At 73.2% G+C, this 24,173-nt stretch carries 24 protein-coding genes; 8 read left to right on the forward strand and 16 right to left on the reverse strand.

The window, feature by feature from the left end; translation table 11 throughout:
- The first annotated feature begins 13 nt into the window (after window positions 1–13).
- On the forward strand, window positions 14–1,207 hold the full coding sequence (locus JWP64_RS02575) for an MFS transporter (protein ID WP_297491818.1): 1,194 nt from the start codon (window positions 14–16) through the stop codon (window positions 1,205–1,207).
- Between the two features lie 127 nt (window positions 1,208–1,334).
- On the opposite strand, the gene JWP64_RS02580 is transcribed toward JWP64_RS02575, so the two are convergent.
- From JWP64_RS02580 to JWP64_RS02620, 9 genes are all read right to left on the reverse strand, one after another.
- Entirely contained in the window at window positions 1,335–1,649 is a 315-nt protein-coding gene (locus tag JWP64_RS02580) for an adhesin (protein ID WP_297491820.1), read from the reverse strand.
- A 76-nt stretch (window positions 1,650–1,725) separates the two neighbouring features.
- Window positions 1,726–2,550: an aldo/keto reductase gene (locus tag JWP64_RS02585; RefSeq protein WP_297491821.1), complete on the reverse strand. Its 825-nt coding sequence runs from the start codon at window positions 2,548–2,550 to the stop codon at window positions 1,726–1,728.
- A 51-nt stretch (window positions 2,551–2,601) separates the two neighbouring features.
- Window positions 2,602–3,462 carry a patatin-like phospholipase family protein gene (locus JWP64_RS02590; RefSeq protein WP_297491823.1) on the reverse strand — a complete coding sequence of 287 codons (861 nt, stop codon included), beginning with the start codon at window positions 3,460–3,462 and terminating at the stop codon, window positions 2,602–2,604.
- Window positions 3,462–4,199 (reverse strand): DUF998 domain-containing protein, encoded by a 738-nt coding sequence (locus JWP64_RS02595; protein WP_297491825.1) that lies wholly within the window; start codon window positions 4,197–4,199, stop codon window positions 3,462–3,464. The genes JWP64_RS02590 and JWP64_RS02595 overlap by 1 nt, the downstream gene beginning before the upstream one ends.
- Window positions 4,200–4,346: 147 nt before the next feature.
- Window positions 4,347–7,247 (reverse strand): FAD-binding and (Fe-S)-binding domain-containing protein, encoded by a 2,901-nt coding sequence (locus JWP64_RS02600; RefSeq protein WP_297491966.1) that lies wholly within the window; start codon window positions 7,245–7,247, stop codon window positions 4,347–4,349.
- A gap of 10 nt (window positions 7,248–7,257) precedes the next feature.
- Complete coding sequence (locus JWP64_RS02605) at window positions 7,258–7,734, reverse strand: zinc ribbon domain-containing protein (protein ID WP_297491827.1); 477 nt, start codon at window positions 7,732–7,734, stop codon at window positions 7,258–7,260.
- Between the two features lie 65 nt (window positions 7,735–7,799).
- On the reverse strand, window positions 7,800–9,098 hold the full coding sequence (locus JWP64_RS02610) for a hydroxyacid-oxoacid transhydrogenase (protein WP_297491829.1): 1,299 nt from the start codon (window positions 9,096–9,098) through the stop codon (window positions 7,800–7,802).
- On the reverse strand, window positions 9,095–9,907 hold the full coding sequence (locus JWP64_RS02615) for an N-acyl homoserine lactonase family protein (protein WP_297491831.1): 813 nt from the start codon (window positions 9,905–9,907) through the stop codon (window positions 9,095–9,097). Before JWP64_RS02615 ends, JWP64_RS02610 begins: the two co-directional genes overlap by 4 nt.
- Before the next feature lie 103 nt (window positions 9,908–10,010).
- On the reverse strand, window positions 10,011–10,712 hold the full coding sequence (locus JWP64_RS02620; protein ID WP_297491833.1) for a GntR family transcriptional regulator: 702 nt from the start codon (window positions 10,710–10,712) through the stop codon (window positions 10,011–10,013).
- A gap of 257 nt (window positions 10,713–10,969) precedes the next feature.
- On the opposite strand from JWP64_RS02620, the gene JWP64_RS02625 reads away from it, so the two are divergent.
- The 5 genes from JWP64_RS02625 to JWP64_RS02645 all read left to right on the forward strand — a co-directional run bounded on the left by JWP64_RS02625 (window position 10,970) and on the right by JWP64_RS02645 (window position 16,096).
- Window positions 10,970–11,641 carry an ANTAR domain-containing protein gene (locus JWP64_RS02625; RefSeq protein ID WP_297491835.1) on the forward strand — a complete coding sequence of 224 codons (672 nt, stop codon included), beginning with the start codon at window positions 10,970–10,972 and terminating at the stop codon, window positions 11,639–11,641.
- A gap of 32 nt (window positions 11,642–11,673) precedes the next feature.
- Window positions 11,674–12,594 carry a 1,4-dihydroxy-2-naphthoyl-CoA synthase gene (locus tag JWP64_RS02630; protein ID WP_297491837.1) on the forward strand — a complete coding sequence of 307 codons (921 nt, stop codon included), beginning with the start codon at window positions 11,674–11,676 and terminating at the stop codon, window positions 12,592–12,594.
- Between the two features lie 10 nt (window positions 12,595–12,604).
- Window positions 12,605–13,750, forward strand: coding sequence for an o-succinylbenzoate--CoA ligase (menE, locus tag JWP64_RS02635; RefSeq protein ID WP_297491968.1), 1,146 nt, complete (start codon window positions 12,605–12,607; stop codon window positions 13,748–13,750).
- Between the two features lie 138 nt (window positions 13,751–13,888).
- On the forward strand, window positions 13,889–15,205 hold the full coding sequence (locus JWP64_RS02640; protein WP_297491839.1) for a hypothetical protein: 1,317 nt from the start codon (window positions 13,889–13,891) through the stop codon (window positions 15,203–15,205).
- A gap of 9 nt (window positions 15,206–15,214) precedes the next feature.
- Complete coding sequence (locus tag JWP64_RS02645; RefSeq protein ID WP_297491841.1) at window positions 15,215–16,096, forward strand: 1,4-dihydroxy-2-naphthoate polyprenyltransferase; 882 nt, start codon at window positions 15,215–15,217, stop codon at window positions 16,094–16,096.
- Here the strand turns inward: JWP64_RS02645 and JWP64_RS02650 are convergent.
- Entirely contained in the window at window positions 16,052–16,471 is a 420-nt protein-coding gene (locus JWP64_RS02650; RefSeq protein ID WP_297491843.1) for a DUF4229 domain-containing protein, read from the reverse strand. The two genes, JWP64_RS02645 and JWP64_RS02650, sit on opposite strands and share 45 nt — an antisense overlap.
- 230 nt (window positions 16,472–16,701) lie before the next feature.
- On the opposite strand from JWP64_RS02650, the gene JWP64_RS02655 reads away from it, so the two are divergent.
- Window positions 16,702–16,923 (forward strand): BldC family transcriptional regulator, encoded by a 222-nt coding sequence (locus JWP64_RS02655; protein ID WP_297491845.1) that lies wholly within the window; start codon window positions 16,702–16,704, stop codon window positions 16,921–16,923.
- A gap of 181 nt (window positions 16,924–17,104) precedes the next feature.
- Window positions 17,105–17,320 carry a hypothetical protein gene (locus JWP64_RS02660; RefSeq protein ID WP_297491847.1) on the forward strand — a complete coding sequence of 72 codons (216 nt, stop codon included), beginning with the start codon at window positions 17,105–17,107 and terminating at the stop codon, window positions 17,318–17,320.
- A gap of 87 nt (window positions 17,321–17,407) precedes the next feature.
- On the opposite strand, the gene JWP64_RS02665 is transcribed toward JWP64_RS02660, so the two are convergent.
- The 6 genes from JWP64_RS02665 to JWP64_RS02690 form a co-directional block, all read right to left on the reverse strand.
- On the reverse strand, window positions 17,408–18,574 hold the full coding sequence (locus tag JWP64_RS02665) for a MinD/ParA family protein (protein WP_297491970.1): 1,167 nt from the start codon (window positions 18,572–18,574) through the stop codon (window positions 17,408–17,410).
- 836 nt (window positions 18,575–19,410) lie between these two features.
- Complete coding sequence (gene ccsB, locus JWP64_RS02670) at window positions 19,411–20,373, reverse strand: c-type cytochrome biogenesis protein CcsB (protein ID WP_297491849.1); 963 nt, start codon at window positions 20,371–20,373, stop codon at window positions 19,411–19,413.
- Between the two features lie 4 nt (window positions 20,374–20,377).
- Window positions 20,378–22,036: a cytochrome c biogenesis protein ResB gene (locus JWP64_RS02675; protein WP_297491851.1), complete on the reverse strand. Its 1,659-nt coding sequence runs from the start codon at window positions 22,034–22,036 to the stop codon at window positions 20,378–20,380.
- Window positions 22,036–22,812: a cytochrome c biogenesis CcdA family protein gene (locus tag JWP64_RS02680; protein WP_297491853.1), complete on the reverse strand. Its 777-nt coding sequence runs from the start codon at window positions 22,810–22,812 to the stop codon at window positions 22,036–22,038. The genes JWP64_RS02675 and JWP64_RS02680 overlap by 1 nt, the downstream gene beginning before the upstream one ends.
- Before the next feature lie 76 nt (window positions 22,813–22,888).
- Complete coding sequence (locus JWP64_RS02685) at window positions 22,889–23,491, reverse strand: TlpA disulfide reductase family protein (protein ID WP_297491855.1); 603 nt, start codon at window positions 23,489–23,491, stop codon at window positions 22,889–22,891.
- Window positions 23,488–24,168: a histidine phosphatase family protein gene (locus tag JWP64_RS02690; RefSeq protein ID WP_297491972.1), complete on the reverse strand. Its 681-nt coding sequence runs from the start codon at window positions 24,166–24,168 to the stop codon at window positions 23,488–23,490. Before JWP64_RS02690 ends, JWP64_RS02685 begins: the two co-directional genes overlap by 4 nt.
- Between the last annotated feature and the right edge of the window lie 5 nt (window positions 24,169–24,173).

A 24,173-nucleotide genomic window follows, 5' to 3' on the forward strand; every position in this document is an offset into this window, starting at 1 on the left:
TACGGTCCGGGACGTGCGACGACGCGCGGTGCCGCCCTGGGTCGCCCTGTGGACGGTCGTGTTCGCCGTCGCGTACGGGACGAACGTCCCCACCCCGCTCCTCCTGCTCTACCGGGACGCCCTGGGCCTGACCCCGACGTCGCTGACGGGCGCCTTCGGCGTCTACGCCGCAGGGCTCGTGCCGGCGCTGCTCCTCGCCGGGCCGGCGTCGGACCGGCTGGGCCGCCCGCGGGTGGTGGTGCCGTTCGTGCTGCTCTCCGTGGTGACCTCGCTGCTGTTCCTGGCCGTGCCCGCCTCGGTGTGGGTGCTGTTCGCGGGCCGGTTCCTGCAGGGTGCGGTGTCCGGGGTGGTGTTCAGCGTCGGCACGGCGTGGCTCGGTGAGCTGATGGCCGCCGGGTCCGACGACGACCTGTCCGCCCGCTCCGCCCGGCTCACGACCGCGGCGCTGGGCGGTGGCTGGGCGCTGGGCCCGCTGACGTCCGGGTTGCTGGGCCAGTGGGCTCCGTGGCCGACGGTCCTGCCCTATCTCGTGCACGTCGCGCTCATGCTGCCCGCGGTCGCGCTGCTGCCGCACATCCCGGAGACGGTGCCGCCGGGCCACAGGCGCATCGGCGGGCCCGCCGTGAACCTCGGCGTGCCGGCGCTCGCCCGGCGCCCGTTCCTACTGGTGGTCGTGCCGATCGCGATCGGGGTGTTCGCCTACCCGTCGACCGCGGTCAACGTCCTCCCGCTCGAGCTGGGCCCCGTGATGCCCGGTGTCGGCGTCGCGGTGACGGGCATCGTCTCCGGGATCACGCTGGGCACGGGTGTCCTCGCACAGCCCCTGGTGCGGCACATCGGTTCCGCATGGGCGGGCGCGATCGGGCTGGGCCTCGGCGCCGCCGGCACCGCCCTCGGGCTGCTCGCGGACCTCACCGGGGCGTGGCCGTTGCTGCTGCCGGTGTCCCTGCTGCTCGGCGTCGCATACGGGATCTGCCTCGCGACGGGCCTCACGCTCGTCGCCCGACTGGCGGGGCCGGCCCGTCGGGGCGCCCTCACCGGGACCTTCTACGCGTGCGCCTACCTCGGCTTCGGCATCCCGGTGCTGCTGTCGCTGGTCGGCGCGGGACACGGCTTCACGCCCGGCCTGGCGGGGCTGGCGGTGGTGTCGGTGGTGGTCGCGCTGGCGCTGTCGACCCGCGGCGCCCGGGGGCTCGTCACGCGCTGACCCGCACGAGCGGACTCGGACGACCGGAAACGCCGACTCGCGCGACGGGAAGTGCCGACTCGCGGAAGGGACGGGGCGACTCTCGCCCGTGCGGGTCGAGAGCCGCCCCGGTCGGGCGTCGTGCGGGTCAGGTCTGAGCGGCCGGCTCCTCGGCCTGCGGGCCGATCGCGAAGCGCAGCTCCTCCTCGCCCTGGGGGTTGGTGAAGGGCTGCACGTCGAGGACCTTGTCCTCCAGGACCTCCGCCGCCAACGGCTCGAGGAAGACGTTGAGCCCCTCGCCGGTGAGGACGGTGTCGCTCTGGTCCGCCTGGGCCGCGAGCGAGAGCTCGAGACCCTGCTCGGGGTCGGTGGCCGCGATGCGCAGGCCGCCGCCGTCGGGCAGCTCCGCATCCGTGGTCAGCGACTTGATGGCTTCGGCCGCGGTATCGGTGATTGCCAACATCGGTCCGACGGTAGCGACCTGCCCCGGGCCGCGCAGCCCGGGACAGGACTGCGTCACATCGGGTGTGAAACCGGCCTCAGCCGAAGTCGTCGGGGTTCGGGCCCTTGCGCTCGCCGGTGTTCAGCGCGTCGACCGCGTCCATGTCCCCGGGCTCGAGCTCGAAGTCGAAGACGTCGATGTTCTCCTTGATCCGCGACGGGGTCACGGACTTCGGAATCACGATGTCGCCGAGCTGGATGTGCCAGCGGAGCACGATCTGCGCCGGGGTCTTCCCGTACTTCGACGCGAGGCTCTGCAGGGCCGGCTCGGACAGCAGGTCGCTGCCCTGGCCGCCGATCGGGCTCCACGCCTCCGTCGCGATGCCGTGCTCGCGGTGGTAGGCGCGCAGCTCGGCCTGCGGGAACCGCGGGTGCAGCTCGACCTGGTTGACGGCCGGCACGGTCGCGGTCTCGGCGGCGAGCCGCTCCAGGTGCGGGATCTGGAAGTTCGAGACGCCGATCGCGCGGGTCCGGCCGTCGCTCTGCAGCTCCTCGAACGCCTTCCAGGTCTCGACGAAGCGGTTCTCCTTCGGGCGCGGCCAGTGGATCAGGTAGAGGTCCACGTGGTCGGAGCCGAGCTTGTCCAGGCTCTCGTCGAGCGCCTTGATCGCGTCGTCGTGCCCGTGCCGGTCGTTGTTCAGCTTGGTCGTGACGAAGATCTCGTCGCGCGGGATGCCGGACTCGGCGATCGCCTGCCCGACCTCCCGCTCGTTGCCGTACATCTGCGCGGTGTCGATGTGCCGGTAGCCCGCATCCAGCGCCGCCCTGACGGCCGCCGCGGTGTCGCCCCGGTCGATCTGGAAGACGCCGAAGCCGAGCTGCGGGATCTCGACGCCGTTGTTGAGCATGATCGAAGGAACCATGCTGGGCGGTTACCCCTGGGGGCGCCCTGCCGAACCGGGTGGCAGGCCTCGTCACACGGGGGAATCCGCGCCCGTCCACACGGCCCTCACCTCGTCGAGCACCGCGGACGCCTGCGCCCGCCCGGCCCGCGCCGCCGGTGCCCGCCGCGCCGGGTCCAGGACGTTCTTCCCGATGGCCTCGACGGCGATCTCCCCCGGCGAGACGACGCACACCCGCGACCGCACCCGCAACGCCTCGGCCTGGGCCTCGACTCCGGCGATCGGGCCCACGCCCCGGACGGCCGGGGCCAGCACGACGACCGAGTCGTAGCCGCCCGCCAGGTCCAGGTTCGCCATGGAGCGCATGCCGCCGTCGATCCAGCGGGTGCCGAGCGCGGTCACCGGCGGCCAGACACCCGGCACCGCGCAGCTCGCCGCGACGGCCTCGACCAGGGACACGCCGGAGGTGCGGTCGAACGCCCGGAACTCCCCGGTCACGGCGTCGACGGCGGTGACCAGCAGCTCCCGCTCCGGCCACTCGTGGGTGGTCAGGCGTTGCCGCATCACGGCGAGGCGCTCGCTCTCCGGCACCGTCTCGGCCGCCAGGGCCAGCTTGCCGATCCGGGCCCGCACCGCCCGGGGCTCCCGCGGACCACCGACGACGGCGAGGGCCAGCCGGACCATCAGCCTCGGCCCGATCCGCGAGGCGATCTCGCCGCGCGCGTCCCGGAGCTGGGCCTCGTACCGCTCCTGCATGTCCGCGCCGGTCGCCACCAGCGCGCCGACGACCGACCCCGCGGAGGTGCCGACGACGAGGTCCGCGTCCGTCAGGTCCACGCCCTTCTCCGCGAGGCCGGCCAGCAGGCCGATCTCCCAGGCGATCCCCGTGATCCCGCCGCCGCCGAGCACCAGTGCCCGAGTTCCGTCACCCATCACCCGATCTTCGGCTCTGCCGATCGCGGGGGCAACGGGGAGACCGCGCGGGGTCGGGCCGCGGCCAGTGCCCAGAGCGCCAGCACCACGACGACCAGCACCTCGGTGAGCGCCAGCCCGCGCTCGACCAGGCCGAGCGGGATCGCCTGCCACCAGCTCCGGCCGGTCAGGGGGCGCAGCAGGAAGCCGCCGAGTATCCAGGCGAACCACAGGTAGGCGACGACGCCGAGCCGGCGGGTCCACGCGGCGAACCGGGACCACAGGGCGTCCCGTCCGAAGCGGTGGCCGATCGTGATCGCGGCGGCCGGCATCGCGAGGAACGCGACCAGGCTGGCGTAGCGGTGGATGTAGCCGCCGACGCTCGGGCCGACCGACCAGTTCGTCTTCTCGAACGCGACGACGGTGCACATCCCGACCGCGAACAGCGCGAGCAGCACCGTGGGCGCGGAGAGGGCCCGGAACAACCGGGCCCGCACCGCGGCGACGGTCACGGTGACCGTGCCGAGCGCCAGGGCGAGCACGCCGACGTCGAACACGGGCTTGTAGGGACCGAGGCCGTACTCGCTGATCGTCCGGCGGATCGGGTCCACGTTCGTCGCGACGAGGTGCAGCCCGAGGATCAGCACCACCGCGATCGCCGCGCCCGCGGTACCGACCAGGGCGAACGTCCGGGTCAGGGGGGCCCGCCCCACGTCCGGCTCGACGACGCCGAGGACGCTGCGTGATTCGACGGACATGCCTCTCCCGGGGATCGTCGTGCTCGTTCACCGTTCAACGGCCGTCCGCCCGCGAGCGTTCCTCCACCCGTCCGTGCCGTGCGTCCCATCCTGACCGGATCGCGAGGTCCGTACCGGTCGGGGCCGGCCCGGTGGCGGGTGAACGGCTCAATGCTCGGAGCGGGCCGGCCGCAGCCCCAGCGCACGCGCCGCGAGCTGCGCGAGGTGCACGGGCTCCCGGGTCCCGGCCTGCCGCAGCTGGGTGCGGCAGCTGAACCCGTCCGCCAGCACTTCGACGTCCGCGTCCGCGGACCGGACCGCCGGCAGCAGCACCCGTTCCGCCGCCGCCATCGACACCTCGTAGTGGCCCTTCTCGAACCCGAAGTTCCCGGCGAGGCCGCAGCAGCCCGAGTCCAGCACCTCCGCCTCGACGTCGAGGGCCCGCATGACCGCGCGGTCGTCGTCCGCGCCGAGCTCCGCGTGCTGGTGGCAGTGCACCTGCACGAGCGCCCGCCGGCTCCCGCCGACGACGAGGCCGGGCAGCTCGTCGAGATGCTCGGCCAGCAGCTCGGCGAAGGTCTTCACCCCGCCCGCGAGGGCCGCGGCCAGAGGTTCCGCCGGGAGCAGCTCCGCGCCGTCCGCCCGCAGCGCGGCGGTGCACGACGGTTCCAGCCCGACGACCGGGACGCCCGCCGACAACCACGGCTCGATGGTCCTGAGGCTGCGCCGCAGCACCCGCCGCGCCGCGCCGACCTGCCCGGTCGACGTCCAGGTCAGCCCGCAGCAGACGCCGCGCGGCGGCAGCTCGACCGAGTAGCCCAACGCGGTGAGCACCGCGACGGCGTCCTCGGCGACGTCCGGGTCGAAGTGGTCGGTGAAGGTGTCCAGCCAGAGCAGGATCCGGCCGCGCGGCGCGGGCGCCACGGGGCCGCGTTCGATGATCGAGTCCGCCCGGGCGCGCGTGGTGAACGTCTCCCGCGCGATCTCCGGGATGTCCCGCTCGGGCGCGATCCCGCCGGCCCGCTTCACGATCCCGGCGAGCCACGGGACGCGCGCGAGAGCGTTGATCCCGTCGACGACGCCGGCCGGCAGCATCCCCACCAGCCTCATCCACCGCGGCAGCGCGCCCATCGAGTAGTGCGACGCCGGGCGGAGCTTGCGGTGGTAGCGCTGGGCGAGGAACTCGGTCTTGTACGCCGCCATGTCCACGCCGACCGGGCAGTCCCGCTTGCAGCCCTTGCAGGACAGGCAGAGGTCGAGGGCCTCGGCGACGGCGTCGTTCTGCCAGCCGCCGTCGATCACCTCGCCGTTGGCCATCTCGAACAGCAGCCGCGCCCGGCCGCGCGTCGAGTGCATCTCCTCCCCGGTGGCCCGGTAACTGGGGCACATCACGCCGCCGTGCGCGGTCACGCACTTGCCGACGCCCAGGCAGCGGCGGGTCGCGCGGGTGAAGCTGCCGCGGTCGTGGGTGAACGCGAGCTGCGGGGTGTCCTGGATCGTGGGCATCCCGACGAACACCCGCAGGTCCTCGTCGAGCCGGGCGGAGCGGACGATGCAGCCCGGGTTCATCCGGTCGTCCGGGTCCCAGATGCCCTTGAACTCCTCGAACGCCCGGATGATCGTCTGCGGGTACATCCGGTCCAGCAGCTCGGACCGGGCCCGGCCGTCCCCGTGCTCGCCGGAGAGCGACCCGCCGTGCGCGACGACGAGGTCCGCCGCGTCCTCCATGAACGCGCGGAAGTTCGCGATGCCGGGCTTGCTGAGCAGGTCGAAGTCGATGCGGACGTGCAGGCAGCCGTCGCCGAAGTGGCCGTAGTAGACGCCCTTGCGGCCGTGCCGCTCCAGCACCGCGTCGAACTCGCGCAGGTAGGCGCCGAACTTCTCCGGCGGCACCGCGGCGTCCTCCCAGCCGGGCCAGGCCTCGCCGCCGTCCGGGCTGCGGGTGAGGATGCCGGCGCCGTCCTCGCGGATCCGCCAGAGCGCCTTCATCTTCGCCGGGTCGCTCACCACCAGGCTCGACGCGCCGTAGGGCTTCATCGCGCGGGCGACGGCCTGCGCGGCCGCCTCGGCCTCGGCCCGGGTCTGCCCGCCCGTCTCGACGTAGAGCCAGCCGCCGCCGTGCGGGAGCGCGCGGCTCGCCGTCTCCACCGGGTTCGACGCGCGCAGGGCCGCGATCAGCCCGGCGTCCATGCCCTCGATGGTCAGCGGCGAGTGCTCGCGGACGACCATCACGTTGTCCGCGGCGATGTAGGCGTCCGGGAAGCCGAGGACGGCGAGCGCACGCACGGGCGGCGACTCGACGAGCCGGACCGTCGCGTTCAGCACGGTGGCGCAGGTGCCCTCGGTGCCGACCATGGCCTTCGCCAGGTCGATCTCGCCGCCGGGCAGAAGTTGGTCCAGGTTGTAACCGGAGACGCGTCGGGTGAGGTCCGGGAAGCTCGTGCGGACCTCGTCCGCGTAGCGCTCGCCGAGGGCGCGCAGCCGCTCCGGGATCGCGCCGGTGGACTGGCCCCGGCCCAGGGTGAGCCGCTCGCCGCGGTAGGTGAGCACGTCCATCGCGTGGACGTTGTCGACCGTCTTGCCCCAGGCCACGGAGTGCGAGCCGCAGGCGTTGTTGCCGATCATCCCGCCGATCGTGCAGCGGTTGTGCGTCGACGGGTCCGGGCCGAACGTGAGCCCGTGCGGCGCCCCGGCGTCCCGCACGTCGTCGCAGATCACCCCGGGTTCGACGCGGGCGGTGCGGGCGTCCGGGTCCACCTCGAGGATGCGGTTGAGGTACTTGCGGAAGTCCAGCACGACCGCGGTGTTCACGGCCTGCCCGGCGATGGACGTCCCGGCGCCGCGCGGCAGCACCGGGACCTCGTGCGCCCGGCAGACCGCCATCGCCGCCTCGACGTCCGCGGCGTCCCGCGGGGCCACGACGCCGATCGGCACCTTCCGGTAGTTGGACGCGTCCGCGGACCACATCGCGCGGTGGGCGTCGTCGAACCGGACGTCGCCGCCGACGGCGGCCCTCAGGTCGGCGGCGAGACCGGCGATTCGGTCGGTACTGGTGACGGGGTCGTGCACGCTCACGCCGTCAGTCTGACGAGGTGGACGGAGTGGCCTTCGAGGCGGGCGGGTCCGCCTTCTTCGGCGCGGGCGCGTGCGAGTGCCCGTGACCGTGTCCGTGGCCGTGCCCCGGCGTCGGAGCGGTCCCCGAGAGCTGGATGTCTCCCGCCCGTAGCGGCGCGTTGTGGAACTTGCCCTCGTGGGCGAGGATCGGCCGCTGGTCGCCGGCGATCTCGGGGTACTTCTCCTCGAGCTTCTGCCGGCCGTCCCACGTCCGGCGCATCCGGTCGATGTACTCGGAGTTGCCGTCGTAGACGCCGCGCCAGGTCTGTGGCATCTCGTCCTTCGACAGCCCCGCGTTCGCCTGGCCGCCCAGGGAGAAGCCGGCCGGGACCTTGTGGGTCTCTCCGCCGCAGACCGGGCAGCCCGGCGCCGCGGTGTCGGTCATGGAGGCGAGGTGCTCGAAGCGCGTGCCGCACTCGCACCGGTATACGTAGATCGGCATTTCGGCAGGTCCTTAGGGGTCGTGAGTGCGTAGCAGCGCTCTGGCGCTGCTACGCACTCACAGGGTCACCAGTTCTCGACGGATTTCGTGAGGATGTCGGCGATGTCGTCCTCGGACGGGGTCTTCGGACAGGTCGCCAGCAGCCGCTGCTGCTTCATCGTCCCCGGGACGAGGTCCGGGACGTCGGCCTCGGTGTAGCCGACGCCGCCGATCCCGTTCGGGATCCCGATGTCTCGCATGAGCCGGACCAGCACCGACGGGAGCTGCTCGCGCGCATCGTTGTGCTTGTCCGCGCGCGGGTCCATCAGCTCCGCGGCCCGCAGGTGCCGCTCCGGCGCGCTCTCGAAGGAGAACCGGAACGCCTCGGGCGCGGTCAGGGACACGGACTGCCCGTGCGGGACCATCGGCTCGTCCTGCGGGTAGCCCGCCGGCCGGTAGTCCTTCACCATGCCCGCGATCGGGTAGGCGTTGGCGTGCGGGATGTGCACCCCGGAGTTGCCGAAGCCCATGCCCGCGAAGGTCGCGGCCATCATCATGTTGGACCGCGCCTCGAGGTCCTCCCCGCCGCGGTGCACCGCGTCCCGGAAGGACTGCGCGAGCAGGGACATCGCCTTCTCGCACCAGAGGTCGGACACCGGGTTCGAGCCGCAGTAGGTCACCCGCTCCTCGGGCTGCTTGCGGTCGAACGTGGTGTAGTACCGCGCCGTGTAGCTCTCCACCGCGTGGCAGACGATGTCCATCCCGGACGCCGCGGTGACCTCCGGCGGCAGGGACATCGTCAGCAGCGGGTCGATCACGGCCAGGGTCGGGCGCAGCCGCCAGTGGCTGATCCCGGTCTTGACCTTCATCGACAGGATGTCCAGCACGCACATCGCGGTGGACTCCGAGCCGGTCCCGGCCGTCGTGGGCACCGCGATCAGCGGCTTGAGCTGGCCCGGCGGCACCTTCGCGTTGCCGATCGGCTTGTTGATGTAGTCCATCAGCTCGCCGGGGTGGCTGGTCAGCAGGTTGATCGCCTTCGCGGTGTCGATCGCCGAACCGCCGCCGACGGCGACGAAGCCGTCCCACGGGCCCTGCACGCGGGCGTACTCGGTGGCCTTGTTCATCGAGTCGTCGGTCGGCTCGACGTGCACGCCGTCGAAGATCTCCGAATCGATGTCGTAGCGCTTGAGGTTGTCCGCGAGCCGCTGCGGCGCGCCCAGGGCGTTGATCCCCGGGTCGGTGACGATCAGGACCCGCTTGACGCCGTAGCCGGACAGCTCGAAGCCCACCTCGTCGATGGCCCCGGCGCCGAACTTCAACGGCGGGGCACCCCAGGTGAAGATCGTCTCCTCGGTCAGTTGCACATCAGCCGGGTACGTCACGTGTACGAACCCTCCGGAGCCTTGCGCAGCTCCTTGATCTGCCGGGCGTCGTGCCCGAAGACCATCGTCGCGTCGGTCTTCTCCTGGATGCCGCGGAGCTTCTCGACGGACTGGAACCACTGCTCGAGGTTGTTCACGATGGCCGCGGGGGCGGCGGGCGGGCCGTAGCTCTCCCCCATGTACACCGCGTCCGACGTGAAGATCATCGTTCCCGAGTCCGGCAGGTCGACCTGCATGGACATGGTGCCGACGGTGTGGCCCGGGGCCTGGATCAGCTTCACGCCGGGCAGGATCTCGACGTCGCCCGAGACGGTCTCCCAGTTCAGTCCCTCGTAGTCCGCCTTGAGGTGGGCCCCGTTGAAGTCGCCCTCGAAGTTGAGTGCGAACTCCTTCTCCTTGTCCGAGCAGATCAGCTTCGCGTTCGTGTTCTTGAACATCTGCGCGTTGCCGGCGTGGTCGAAGTGCAGGTGGGAGAGCACGACGTAGTCGATCTCGTCGAGGCCGACGTTCATCTTGTTGAGCTGGGCGTCGAGGTACTCGTCGTCGTCGACCTGGTCGTAGGGGAAGAACTCCTGCAGCCCGGTGGGCTTCCACCGGGTCTCCCAGTCCGACGGACAGCTGGTGTCCCACAGCAGCTTGCCCTCGTCGGTCTCGACGAGGACGCAGTGCGTCGGCACCTCCACCCAGCTGATCTTGTCCTCCTTGTCGGAGCGGGTCTTGATGCTGACCCCCGGCTTGAGGAGGAGGAACGTCAGGTCGGCGTGCATGGCCCCGCACGGGATGACGCTGAGCTTGTTCGCAGTTGCCATCGTGGTCCCTTCGGCACTGAGGGGTCGCGTGCGTCACACGCGATGCCCCCGAACGGTGGCATGTGGCATGCCACCCGTCAATCGGTGCGCATGTGCGCATCCCTCAGGCGGGGTTCGTCCACCCCAGGTCGATGTCCAGGACCCCGGTGCCGGCACCCGCCTCCTGCGCGATGAGCAGCTCCGCCGTGTGCTGGACGTGGACACGCATGGCCTCCGCCGCCCCGTCCGCGTCCCCGGCCTCGATCAGCGCGAGGATCTCGGCGTGCTCGGTCACGATGTCGTCCAGGCTGCGGGACTCCCGAGCGGTCGAGACGCCGCGGCGCAGCACCATGTCCCGCAGCCCGTCGACGTAGGTGGCCAGCCGGGTGTTCCCGGAGGCCTCCAGGACGACGCGGTGGAAGCGGCGGTCGTGGCCCAGCATCGTGAACTCGTCGTCCGCCTTCGCGGCCTTCTGCATCGCCGCGAAGAGCTTGCGGAGCTCCTTGCGCGTGGACTCGTCCATCCGCGTCACGGCGCGCCGCACAGCGGCCGGCTCGAGCAGCAGCCGCAGCGCGAAGACCTCCTCGAGGTCGTGCAGCGACGTCTGCAGCACCCGGACGCCGCGATTGCGCTCGAACCGGACCATGCCCTGCTGGGCGAGCTTGATCAGCGCCTCGCGCACCGGGGTGCGGGACACCCCCAGCTGGGTGGCCAGGGTCTGGACGGAGTGCAGGGTGCCGGGTGCCAGCTCGCCGGTGATCACGGCGGTGCGCAGCGCGGCGAGCACCTGCGCGTTGACGGTCTCGGTCTGCCCCAGTGCCTTCACCGGCTCGGCGCCTTCATACCCGGAGATCCTTCTCCCGGCATGCACCGCCGCGTCGTCGCACCCGCCGAGGGTGACATGCCACACACCACCGGTCAATTCGCGGGCGCCTCCCCTCGCCGAGGGCCGGGGCGCCGGCTCGTCGTGTCGGGGAGTCGGTCACCGGGGACGGGTGCGCCGCTTGGTAACGTCCTCCGGAGCAGGTCCAGCAGCGAGGCCCGCGGTCCCTTCACAGACCGAGACCGCTGGACAGGTGCCCAATGCCCGACGCCCTCGATCCCGCACGCCCGATCGAGGCCCGCCCCGACTCCCGGTACGGAGTCGGACTCGACGCGTTGAGCGGATCGTCCCCCGCCGAGTGGGTCGGCCGTTTCCGTCTCGACCTGCGCAGCGGCCAGTGGGAGTGGTCCGGCGACGGGTCGCTGCACCCGGCCGAGCTGCTCGCCGACCGTCATCCCGAGGACCGGCCCGAGGCGTCCGTCGTCACGGTGCCCGTCGGCGAGAACCGGCCCTTCGGGACCGGGTTCCGGCTCATGTCCTCCGTCGAGCGCCAGGTGATCGTGGTCGGCGAGGGCGAGCGGGCCCCGGACGGTGAGGTGGTGGCCCTGACGGGTTACGTCGCGGAGCTCGACGGCGTCGTCGAGCGCTGGCAGTCCGGGCTGCGCGAGCGGGCGGAGCAGTTCGAGCGCGCGCTGCGCAGCCGGCCGACGATCGAGCAGGCCAAGGGCATGCTGATGCTGACCCACGGCTGCGACGACGAGCGCGCCTTCCAGCTCCTGGTCGCGGCGTCGCAGGCGTCCAACCGCAAGCTGCGCGACGTCGCGGCGCTGATCGTCGACGCCCTGCCCGCGGGCCGTCCGCTGCCCGACGACCTCATGGCGGCGCTGCAGGCCGAGGGCGGGCGGCTGCGCCGCGAGAAGGTCCCGGACTGATCACCGACCCCGCTGGGGTTAGTGTCCGGGGCGTGAGTGCACCGGCATCCGGATCCGTCTCCGAGCTGTTCGATCCCACCGCGTGGCGTGAGGTCCCCGGCTTCGGCTTCACCGACATCACCTACCACCGGGCGGTGGACACGGGTGCCGTGCGGATCGCGTTCGACCGGCCCGAGATCCGCAACGCGTTCCGCCCGCACACGGTCGACGAGCTCCACCGCGCCCTCGAGCACGCGCGCACCTCCTCCGACGTCGGGTGCGTGCTGCTGACCGGCAACGGCCCCTCACCGCGCGACGGCGGCTGGGCCTTCTGCTCCGGCGGCGACCAGCGGATCCGCGGACGCAGCGGCTACCAGTACGCCTCGGGCGAGACCTCGGACACCGTCGACCCCGGGCGCGCCGGGCGGCTGCACATCCTCGAGTGCCAGCGGCTGATCCGGTTCATGCCGAAGGTCGTCATCGCGGTCGTCCCGGGGTGGGCCGCCGGGGGCGGGCACTCGCTGCACGCGGTCGCGGACCTGACGCTGGCCAGCGCCGAGCACGCGCGGTTCAAGCAGACGGACGCCGACGTGGGCTCGTTCGACGGCGGCTACGGCTCGGCCTACCTCGCCCGCCAGGTGGGCCAGAAGTTCGCCCGCGAGATCTTCTTCCTCGGCCGGACCTACACCGCGCAGCAGATGCACGAGATGGGCGCGGTGAACGAGGTCGTCCCGCACGCCGAGCTCGAGGCCACCGCGCTGCAGTGGGCGAAGGAGATCAACGGGAAGTCCCCGCAGGCGCAGCGCATGTTGAAGTACTCCTTCAACCTGATCGACGACGGCCTGGTCGGCCAGCAGCTCTTCGCGGGCGAGGCGACCCGGCTGGCCTACATGACCGACGAGGCCGTAGAGGGCCGGGACTCGTTCCTGCAGAAGCGGGAGCCGGACTGGTCGCCCTACCCCTGGCACTACTGACGTGCGGGAGCTGCGCGCGCTCGCCGTCGACGGGACCCCGGAGAGCGTCGAGCACCTGATCGGGGCCCTCGCCGCGGCGCTCGACGGCAGCGGGCCCGCGGTCGTGCCCGGGCTCGCCGAGGGGCCGGCGGCGGAGGTGCCCGACGACGTCGCCGTGGTCATCGCGACGTCCGGCTCCACCGGCGAGCCCAAGTACGTGATGCTCACGGCCGCGGCGCTCACGGCGTCCGCCCGCGCGACCGAGGCCCGGCTCGGCGGCCCCGGCCGCTGGGTCCTCGCCCTGCCCGCGGACCACGTCGCCGGGGTGCAGGTGGTGCTGCGCGCGCTGCTTGCGGGGCAGCCACCGGTGGTCCAGGACGTCCGCGAGGGGTTCCGGCCGGCCGGGTTCGTCCGCGCGACGCGGCGGCTGCCGCACGGCGCGCGCCGCTACGTCAGCCTGGTCCCGACGCAGCTCCTGCGGATCCTCGCCGACGCCGGCGCCGCGCTGCACGCGCTCGCCGGCTACGACGCGGTGCTGGTCGGCGGCGCTGCGCTGGCCCCCGCCCTGCGCGAGCGGGCGGAGGCGGCCGGGATCCGCGTCGTCACGACCTACGGGATGAGCGAGACCTGCGGCGGCTGCGTCTACGACGGCGTCCCGCTCGACGGCGTCGACGTCCGGGTGGCGGAGGACGGGCGGCTGCTGCTGGGCGGGCCGACGCTCGCCCGGGGCTACCTCGGCGACCCCGGGCTCACCGCCGACAGCTTCGCCGGCGGCTGGTTCCGCACGGGGGACGTCGGCCGGATCGTCGACGGGCGGGTCCGGGTCCTCGGCCGGGCGGACGACATGATCGTCACGGGTGGGGAGAAGGTGGCCCCCGCGGCCGTCGAGCGGGTGCTGGCGGCGCAGCCGGGCGTGGGCGCGGCGTGCGTGGTCGGCGTGCCGGACCCGGAGTGGGGCTCGCTCGTGGCGGCGGCCGTCGTGCCGAGCGGCCCGGTGCCGGACGAGGTGGCGCTGCGGGACGCCGTGCGGGCCGCCGAGGGGCGGGCCGCGGTGCCCCGTCGGTTCTTGTTCCTGGACGAGCTGCCGGTGCGCGGGATCGGCAAGCCGGACCGCCGGGCCGTGGCCGCTCTGCTCGCCCTCACCCCTGTGCACATTCCAAACGACCCGACCAGGTGACTTCCGGCTACACCCCATCAGGTCGCTCACTCTCCGCTTCTTGACCATTACCGGGTCATCCGATGTGCTGCGTCCCAAGCGGCACTTCCTCACCTGCCGTCACAGGTTTCACACGAGTCGCGGGGAACGGAGATGTGGATGCAGGTGCGCACGGCCGTACTGACACGCAGGGCCGTACTGACTGCGGTCCTCGTCGGGGCGCTGTGTGCGGGCGGCGTGGTGCCGGCGTCGGCGGCGGAGACGACGGCCGCGCCGGCGAGCTGGCGGGAGAGCCTCGCGACGGGGGAGGCCGCGGGCGTCACGACCCGCGACGGTGCCGCCGGCCTGGACCCCTCGTCCGCCTACCTCGCCCCGCAGGACTCGGCGTCCGCCCAGGCCGAGGGCGTCACCGACAGCCCGGCCCTTGTCCCGACCGGCCTGCTCACCCTCGGCCTGCGCACACTGGAGCGGCCCACCAGTCGGGTCGACTCGGTCCTGGACGCGGACGTGCCCGAGGGCACCACGGCGTCCGTCGACGTCCGGGGGAAGCGCGCGAACGGGAGCTGGACCGAGTGGATCCCGTCGACGACCACCGGGACGAACGCCGGCACGGCCGCCCTGCCCGAGGCCACGGACGTCATGCAGGGACGGCTCGTGCTCACCGGATCGGCGGCGGACCCGGCTGCCCGGCCCGTCGTCCGGGACGTCACGCTCACCGCCGGGCCCGCGGCGGCGACGACAGAGAGCGCCGTCACGGAGGCCCTCGCGCTCCGCTACTCGGTCTTCGCGACCCGTGAGGGGCTGGTCGGAGGCACCACCGCGAACGGCCACAGGATCGTGAACCGGGACCACTTCGTGGCCCTTCCGTCCCGGCGCGCGCTCTCCCCGCGGGGCACCAGCGACTACTCGGTGAAGGTCTGCGCACCCAACGGCCGCTGCGCGTTCGCGCCGGTCTGGGACATCGGCCCCTGGAACACCCGGGACGACTACTGGAACCCGCCCGCCCAGCGCCAGGAGTGGAAGAACCTCCCGCAGGGGACGCCGCAGGCCCAGGCCGCGTTCAGGACGGGCTACAACGGCGGCAAGGACCAGTTCGGCCGCAAGCTCGTCAACCCCGCGGGGATCGACCTCGGCGACGGCGTCTTCTGGGACGCGCTCGGCCTGAAGGACAACTCGCAGGTCACCGTCGACTACCTGTGGACGGGCTCGCTGCGGCTCTCCAAGGTCGTCGCGGTGGGCGACTCGCAGGAGAGCGCCGACGGCCTCGTCACGGTGCGCGCGGCTCCGGACGCCGCCGCCTCGATCGTGGGGATCGCCGCAGAGCACGCGAGCGTCCCCGTGGAGTGCCTCGCCGGCTCCGGCGACGCGTGGGTGCGGATCGGCGCAGGTCAGTTCGTCGTCGCGGCCGCCCTGCCGGGCGCGGGGCACGTCACATCCTGCGGTTCCGGCGCGGGCTCCGGGGCACCGACGGACTAGGTTCGTGGTGTGGCCACGCTGTCGCAGTGGGTCGAGGGCGCACGACCCCGCACCCTCCCCACCGCCGTCTCCCCCGTCCTCGTCGGCACCGGCGCCGCCATCGGATCCGGCACCGTCGACATCGGACGGGCGATGCTGGCGCTGGTCGTCGCCGTCGCCCTGGTGATCGGCGTGAACTTCGCCAACGACTACTCCGACGGCATCCGCGGGACGGACGACGACCGCGTCGGGCCGATGCGGCTCGTCGGGTCGAAGGTGGCCGCGCCCACCGCGGTCCGCACGGCCGCGCTGGTCTGCTTCGCGATCGCGGCGCTGGCCGGGCTCACGCTGGTCTCGCTGTCGGAGGCGTGGTGGATGATCGCCGCCGGCGCCGTCTGCATCGCCGGGGCCTGGTTCTACACCGGCGGCAAGCGGCCCTACGGCTACGCGGGGCTCGGCGAGGTCGCGGTGTTCGTGTTCTTCGGCCCGGTCGCGGTGCTGGGGACGACGCTGACGCAGGCGGGCTCGATCGGGCCGCTCGCCGTCGTGTGCTCGGTGGCCGTCGGGTTCCTGACGTGCGCCGTGCTGGTCGCGAACAACGTCCGGGACATCGCGACGGACGAGGTCTCCGGCAAGCGCACGCTCGCCGTCACGCTCGGGGACAGGGACACGCGCCGGCTCTACGCGGCGCTGGTCGTCCTGCCGTTCCTGCTCTCGATCGGCGCCGGGATCCGCAGCTGGCCGATGCTGCTCGGGCTGCTGGCGTTGCCGCTGGCGGTCGGGCTCGTCCGCCGGGTGCTGGCCGGGGCGGACGGCCGGAAGCTGATCAAGGTGCTCAAGGACACCGGGCTGACGCTCCTGGCCTGGTCAGCCGCGACCGGCGTCGGCCTCGCGCTCGGCGCGCTGTTCTGAGGGCTGCCCTTCCTCGCCGCGGATGCCGTCGCCGCCGGTACCGGCCGCGCCGAGGTCCGCGGGCCGGGGCTCCTCGCCCCGCAGCTCCTCGCCCCGCAGCCGGGAGCGCAGGGACTCGCGCTCGGCGGAACGTCGCCGACGCGCCTCCCCGAGCGCCAGGTCCAGCCGCGCGCGCAGGGACCGGAACACCACCAGGGACAGCGGCAGCGCGACGATCAGGCCCAGCAGGACCGACAGCAGCAGCGGGACCCCGGCGACCGACAGCAGCGCCGCGATGACGCCCACGAGGGCGATTCGCGCGAGCGCGTAGAGCGCCAGGGTGGACGCGAGGCCGGGTGCGGCGTGCGGGGTGCCGGAGTCGTCGGACGTGCTCATGCGGTCGAGGGTACGACGCCCGCGCGTGTCGCGTCGCCGCAGGTGGGGACCCTCGTCGCGGCGCGGGAACTCCGGGCGGGCGGTGTTCGTTCTCGAGGCGCGGCGTTCCGCGGATCGGGCCCTTGCGTCCGTTTTGCCCTTTAAGAGCCCTTTACCTCCGCCCAACCGTTCGAGTACCCGGGGTCCCAGGTGTCACGATGGCCCGGTAATCGACGATGCGGAGGCTTTGGATGTCTGCTCCGACCACGACCGGAAACGAGCGGCTCCTCACCCCAGGTGAGGTCGCCACCCTGTTCCGCGTCGATCCGAAGACCGTGACCCGCTGGGCCTCGGCCGGACGGATCGGATCGATCCGGACGCCCGGTGGCCACCGGCGCTTCCGGGAGTCCGAGGTGCGCGGCATGCTCGCGGACCTCACCAGTGAGGCGACGCTGCCGACGCGCCACCCCTGAACGACGACGCGAGCCGGGGCCCGGTCATGGCGACCGGGTCCCGGCTCGTCGTCTCGTCCGGGGCTCCGCCGAGGGGCACCGCGGCCCGGCCGACCCCTGGTATCGGGCGTCACCCGATGACGGTCGCTTTACCCGGGCATTGCCCTTCCTCCGCTACGCTCGACTGCGGAGGTGGTGGTTGATGCTGTTCCTGATCGCATTCGCCGGCGCCGCGATCATCGCCCTGCTGCTGTGGCGGGCGATGCAGACCGATCGCGCCGAGGTACCGGGCGGTACCGCCCAGCAGTCCGCCCCGGCGGCGCGTCGACCGCGCGCCACCGGCCCGGACGACGATCCCGATTTCCTGCGGCACCTGGACGAGTCCATCAAGCGTCCCGAGGACCCGCCCTCGCCCTGAGCAGATCCCTCCCGGGGTCGCGTCCGCGACCCCGGGACCAGGTCGCTCCCCCACCGCGATCCCGCCTGCGGGGTCACGCCCCTCACCTCAGGAGGGGAAGCCGTCCGCCACGGACGCCGCGAGCTCCAGCAACGCGATCTGCGTCGCCTGGTCCAGCCGCTCCAGGTCCACCTCCGCGCCCTCCTCGAGATGTGCGTCGAACGGGATCTGCACCACCGCCCGGCAACGGCCCGAGAAGTGCTCCGCCACCCGCTGCAGATCCACCCCGCCCGCGCTCCGGTGCACGCAGTTGATCACCGCGACGGCGTTGCGGACGAGGTCCTGATGGCCGTGCGCGTCCAGCCAGTCCATCGTCGCCGACGCGCTGCGAGCGCCGTCGATCGAGCCCGACGAGACGATGATCAGCTGGTCCGCGACGCCGAGCACGCCGTACATCGCGGAGTGCATCAGTCCGGTGCCGCAGTCCGTCAGGACGATGTTGTAGAAGTGCTCGAGCAGGGTGACCGTACGGCGGTAGTCCCGCTCGCTGTAGGCCTCGGACACGGCCGGGTCCTGCTCGCTGGCCAGCACCTCGAGCCGGGACGCGCCCTGTGAGGTGTAGGCCCGGACGTCGGTGTAGCGGCGGACCCGCTGGGCGTCGCGGAGCAGGTGCCGGACCGTCGCGCTGGTCTCCAGCGGGATCTTCTGGCTGAGCGTGCCGCGGTCCGGGTTGGCGTCGACCGCCACCACCCGGTCCCCGCGCAGCGACGCGAAGGTGGCGCCGAGGGTCGCGGTGATCGTGGTCTTGCCGACCCCGCCCTTGAGGCTCAGGGTGGCGATCTTGTGGCAGCCCAGCAGCGGCTGGTTGACCCGCGCCGTGAGCTCGCGCTTGCGGACGTCCGCGGGGCTCTCGCCGGGGTTGAGCATCCGGCCGGTGAGCAGGTACAGGAGCTTGCGCCAGCCGGACTGCGGCGGCCGCTTCGACGGCCGCAGCAACCGCGCCGAGGAGAGGGCCGCATCGTCGGTCAGGGCCGCTTCCGCCGTGCGGGCGCGGTGCGCCTCCTGCGCGGCGACGGCCCCGGGGTCCGTCCAGCGCCCGACGCCCCGCGTCGCCCGGCTCTGCTCGCCCGGCTCGGCGGGCCGGGCACCGACGTGCGTCCCGTCGGCCGGACGGGCGGCCGGATCGCGGGCCGGGGCCGGCGACGGCGCGGCGTGGGCGCCGGTGTCGACGGACGCCTCGGCGGTCTGCGCGGGCAGGTCGAGTCGGGCAGGGATCCCGGGCCAGGCGGACGAGGGCGTCTCGGGCTGCTCGGCCGGCTCCTCGCGGTACGCCGGCTCCGCACGAGGCGGCTCCGGACGGCGCTGCGGCCGGGGCCGCCACTCCTGCGTCGCCGCTGCCTCGGCTGCGGGGGCATGGGGGGGCGGCGCCTGCGGGGCCGGGGAGTGGGCGGCGGGAACGTGCGAGTAGCCGACGCCGCTGTGCCGGCCCGAGCTCGTCGCCACCTGCGGGCCGGTGTGCTCGTCCGTTGCGGGCCGGTGCTGCCCCTGCTGCTCGGTCCCCTCAGGCGGCGTCCGGGTGTCGTCCGGGGCCGGGACGTCGGCCAGGTCGTCCTCGAGGTCCTCGTCGAGCAGCGCCGCACCCCAGTCCCCGGTGTCCGGGACCACCCCCCAGGCCTCGGAGTCCCGGCGGAAGCCGAGCTCCGGGCGTCGAGCCGGGTCGACCGGCGGGGGAACCTGGGCGTGGCTCCCGTTCGTCCGTTCCTGCTCGGTGACCTGCGACGCCGCGTGGCCGCTCACCGGGGGGTGCTCGGCGGCCGGGCCGTCCTCCGCAGGAGCGGCCGCGGGGGCATCGTCCTCGACGGGCCGGGTCTCGATGTCCGGCCGCGCCCGGGGCGACGGTGTCAGCGGTGTCGTCCGGCGCGACCGACCCGACGGCGGCCGGCCCGCCGCGGCCCAGCGTTCCCGGACGTACCGGCCCACCGAGCCGTCAGGCAGCTGGTCCGGCTCTCGCTCGCTCACGGTTGCCGACCGTAGTCGTGGAAACGGTCTTGTGCGAGAAGACGGGATCCGAACCACTCACGGGGGGCGCCCGCCCGATGCGACGGCGGCGCTCAGAGCCCCGCGTACGAGTGCAGCCCGGCCACGACCATGTTGATGAAGAACAGGTTGAACATGACGGTGGCGAAGCCCAGGACGTTGATCCACGCGGCGCCGGTGGTGCGCCAGCCGGCGGTCGCCCGGGCGTGCAGGTACGCGGCGTAGACGACCCACGCGATGAAGGCGACCGTCTCCTTCGGGTCCCAGCCCCAGAACCGGCCCCAGGCCGCCTCGGCCCAGATCGCGCCCGCGATCACCGCGAACGTGTACAGCGGGAACGCGACGGCCGAGATGCGGTAGGCGAGCCGGTCCAGCGCCTCGACCGAGGGCAGCTTCGCGGTGAACCCGGAAAGCTTCCCCGACCGTCGCAGCAGGTAGGCGATGCTCGCGAAGCCCGCCACCAGGAACAGGCCGGACGCGATCGTGACCGTGGTGACGTGGATGATCAGCCAGTAGGACTGCAGCGCCGGGACGACCGGGGCCGCCTGCGCATAGAGCACCGTCCCGGCCAGGTACAGCAGGATCAGCACGGGCGGCAGCACGAACGCGCCGACCCGGCGGATCGACGGGGTGCGACGCAGCACCACGAGCCACGTGACGACGGCGGCCAGCCCGATCGCCGACGCGAACTCGTACATGTTGCCCAGCGGCCAGCGCCCGACCGCCAGCCCGCGCAGCACGATCGCGCCGACGTGCAGGAGCACGCCCAGCACGGTCAGCGACACGGCCATGCCGCCGAAGCGGTCCGACCGGGTCCGCCCGCCCGCGGGAACGGCCCGCTCGCCGTCCGGCGGCGTCGCGGTGAGGGTCCCGCCCACCTCACCCTCGGCGGAGGCGCCCGCGAGCGCCGGGACCGGCGCGGTCGTGCGGGCCAGCACGTACTCGACGGCGTGCATCAGCATCGCGATGGTGTAGACCGCGACCGCGGCCTTGAACACCAGGTCGCTGTACGCGGACAGCATCGGGTCGACGGGCATTGCCTCAACCGTCCTTCTTGTCGTCTGACTTCGGGTCCAGCAGGTCCGCCCGGAGGCGGTCGAACTCCTCGCCGTACCCGGCCTGGTCCGTGCGGGCCAGCCCGCCCAGCTCGACCAGCGTGCGCCCCTCCCCGGCCGGGGTCAGCCGCACCCAGAACCGCCGCCGTTTGATCGACAGCGACAGGCCCAGCCCGATCAGGATCAGGATCGCGAAGACCAGCACGGAGAACTGGCCCGGATCGTGGCTGACCTGCAGGGCGACCCACGGGGTCACGTCGTCGAAGCGGACCACGGTGCCGTCGTCCAGGGTCGTGGACTCGCCCGGGACCAGGTTGGCCCGGGCGACGCGGACGAGCTGCCCGGAGTCGACCTTCGACTGGTCCACGGCGAAGATCGACTGGCCGCGGCCGTCGTCCAGGCCGAGGTCCCCGCGCAGGACGTCGATCGCGACCTCGGGGTTGCGCATCTCCGGGTAGGTGGACGTGACGACCTTCCCGCCGGAGCTCGTCGGCGCGAAGAGGCCGGTGATCGCCAGCGAGCTCTTCTGCCGCTGCGCGTCGTCCGCCACGCCGGGGCGCTCGAACTTCGTGGCGCCCTGCGAGAGCAGCGTGGTCTGGTCCACCGGCTGCCACTGGATCTCGCCGGTGCGCTGCTCGCCGTTGGGCCAGGTGACCGTGAACCGGGGCGCGTAGCCGTGGCCGGTGAGGTAGACGCGGGCGCCGTCCAGGCGCAGCGGGTGGTTGACCGCGAGCTCGTAGGGGCTCCAGATGCCGGCGTCCCCGGACTCGACCTGCGTGCTGTCCTGGTAGCCGATGTCCGCGCGGTAGGTGTCCGGCTGGCCGTTGGGCAGGTAGTCCGCGGTGAAGTCGTCGATCTGCACGCAGAACGGCTGCAGGTCCGTGCCGTCGACGCGCAGGCCGGGCCGGAACGAGTCGTAGCCCAGGATCGAGGTGTTGCAGAACTGGTTCCCGTTCGCCAGCACGATGACCTGGCCCTCGTAGCCGAAGAGCTTGCCGACGGCGATGCCCACGAGCAGCCCGACCAGGCTGATGTGGAAGACCAGGTTGCCGGTCTCGCGGAGGTAGCCCTTCTCCGACGAGACGGTGCGGACGCCTTCGGAGTCCGTGGCCTCCGCGCTGCGCCAGCCGAACCGGGACCCGACGCCGAGCCGGGAGCGCACCCGGGCCGCGACGGCGTCCGGCTCCTCGTCCAGCGTGGCCGACGCATGGTGCGGCAGCCGGGCGAGGTTGCGCGGCGTGGCGACGGGGGTGGCCCGCGCGGCGCGCACGCCCTCGAGCGAGCGCGGCAGCAGGCACCCGCACAGCGAGATCATCAGCAGCAGGTAGATGGCGGCGAACCACGGCGTCGCGAAGACGTCGAACGCGCCCACCCGGTCCAGCCGGGGAGCCAACGACGGATAGTCCGCGAAGTACTGGTCGACGAGCTGGGCGTTCAGCGAGCGCTGCGGGAGCAGCGCGCCGGGCAGCGACGCCAGGGCCAGCAGGAACAGCAGCACCAGGGCGGTGCGCATGCTCGTCAGGCCGCGCCAGGTGTTGCGCAGGAACGCGAGCGGCCGGCGGGCCGGGGACGGCCCGCTCGCGGGGGGCTCGGCTCCTGGAGCGGTCTCCGGCAGGGACGGGGGCGCCGTGGGCGGGGAGCTCATCAGATCGCCGGGGTGAAGCCGGCGACGGAGACCTGGAGCTGCACGAGCAGCGAGCTCCACAGGCCGGTGAGTAGCAGGATCCCGACGGCGACGAGCAGCATGCCCCCGGAGATCTGGATGGTGCGGGTGTGGCGGCGCAGCCAGCCCAGCGCCCGCACGGCACGCGAGGCGCCCAGCGCGATGACGACGAACGGCAGCCCGAGGCCCGCGCAGTAGGCCAGCGTGAGGACGACGCCGCGCAGCGATCCCCCGCCCGTGCCCGCCGCGACCGCGACGACGCCCGCGAGCGTCGGGCCGATGCAGGGCACCCAGCCGAGGCCGAACACCGCGCCGAGCAGCGGCGCACCCCAGAGGCCCGCCCGCGGCACCCAGTGCACGCGCCGCTCGTTCTGCAGCACCGGCAGCAGGCCGACGAACGCCAGCCCCATCGCGATCATGACCACGCCGCCGACGCGCTGCAGCACGGCCTCGTTGCGCACCAGCACGTCCGACAGCCAGACGACGCCGACCAGGATCGCCCCGAACACCACGGTGAACCCGGCGACGAACAGCGCCGCGGCACCGGCGACGCGCCAGCGGCCCTCACGGCGCTTCCCGGCCTCGGCGGGGGTGGCCGGCGGGGAGTCCGCCCCGACCAGCCCGGCGAGGTACGCGAGATAGCCCGGAACGAGCGGGACCACGCACGGCGATGCGAAGCTCACGGCTCCCGCGAGCACGGCGACGACCGCTGCCACCAGCAGCGGGCCCGAGATCGCGAGGGTGGTCGACGCATCCATCACCGACCAGGGTATGTGCGGGCACCGACACCTCGCGCACCGGGTTCTACACGCTGTAGTGGATCGCGGTCCCGGGTCAGGCGGGCGGCGGTTCCTCGGCGGCCAGCCGCTGCACGACCGGGATCAGCTTCGCCACCTGGATCGCGCCGAGGTACACCGCCGCGACGCGGTGCCGCCGGTCCAGCACGATCGTCGATGGGACGGCGTTGCGGGGGTAGCCGGAGAGCCCCACGAGACTGCGCCCGGACGGGTCGTAGATCGAGTCGTAGGTGATCCCGCGGTCCCGCACGAAGTCCGCGGCGGCGGACCGCGAGTCCTGGACGTCGATGCCGAGCATGCCGACCCCGGAGGCCCGGGTCTGCTGCAGCACGAACTCCAGGTCCGGCGCCTCGGTGCGGCACGGCCCGCACCACGACCCCCAGATGTTGACGACGACGACCTGGCCGGCGAAGTCGTCCAGGCCGACCTTCCGCCCGTCGTTCAGCAAGCTGTCCCCGGACAGGGTCGGCACCGTGCCGCGGGACGACGGCGGGTCGTACATGATCTCGGTCTTGCCGCCCGGCGCGACGAACGTGAAGGTCTGCTGCGACTGCGCGACGGCGTCCTTGCTGGTCGAACAGCCGGTGAGCAGCAGCACGGCGCCGAGCAGCGCCGCGGCGAGGGCTTGCGGGCTTCTCATGCGCCGGTCCGGGCCGGGTCGCTCGCCCCCGCCGGCTCGCTGTAGCGCAGGCCGGTGAGGGTGGTGCCGGTGAACTCGCACGTCGTCAGCGACGCGAGGGCGCACTGACGCCTCCGGGGGTCGTGCCACAGCCGCTGGCCCAGCAGGTAGCGCCGCAGCGTCCAGACGGGCAGCTGGTGGGACACGCAGACGGCCTCGTGGCCCTCGGCCAGCGCCCGGGCCCGCTGCAGGACGCCGAGCATCCGGTGCGCGATCGCCAGGTACGGCTCGCCCCAGGACGGCGTGAAGGGGTCCCGCAGCAACGGCCAGTTCGCCGGGCGCCGCAGCGCACCGTCGCCGACGCCGAAGCGGCTGCCCTCGAACTCGTTGCCGGCCTCGATCAGGCCCTCGTCGGTGACGATCTCCAGGCCGTGCTTCACGGCGATCGGCGTCGCGGTCTCCTGCGCGCGCTGCAGGGGCGACGCGAGGACGGCCGTGACGTCGGAGTCCGCGAGCGCGCTCGCGACCAGCCCGGCCTGCTCCTGGCCCCGCTCCGAGAGCCGGAAGCCCGATCGGCGGCCGTAGAGGATGCCCTCGGGGTTGTGCACCTCGCCGTGCCGTAGCAGGTGGACGACGGTCCGCGGACCGGTGGGCTCGGGGGTGCTCAGCTGACCCGGCCCGGTCCTCGCACCGACCACCCGGC

It is taken from the genome of Pseudonocardia sp. (assembly GCF_025465255.1).
In the GTDB taxonomy this organism is placed as follows: Bacteria; Actinomycetota; Actinomycetes; order Mycobacteriales; family Pseudonocardiaceae; genus Pseudonocardia.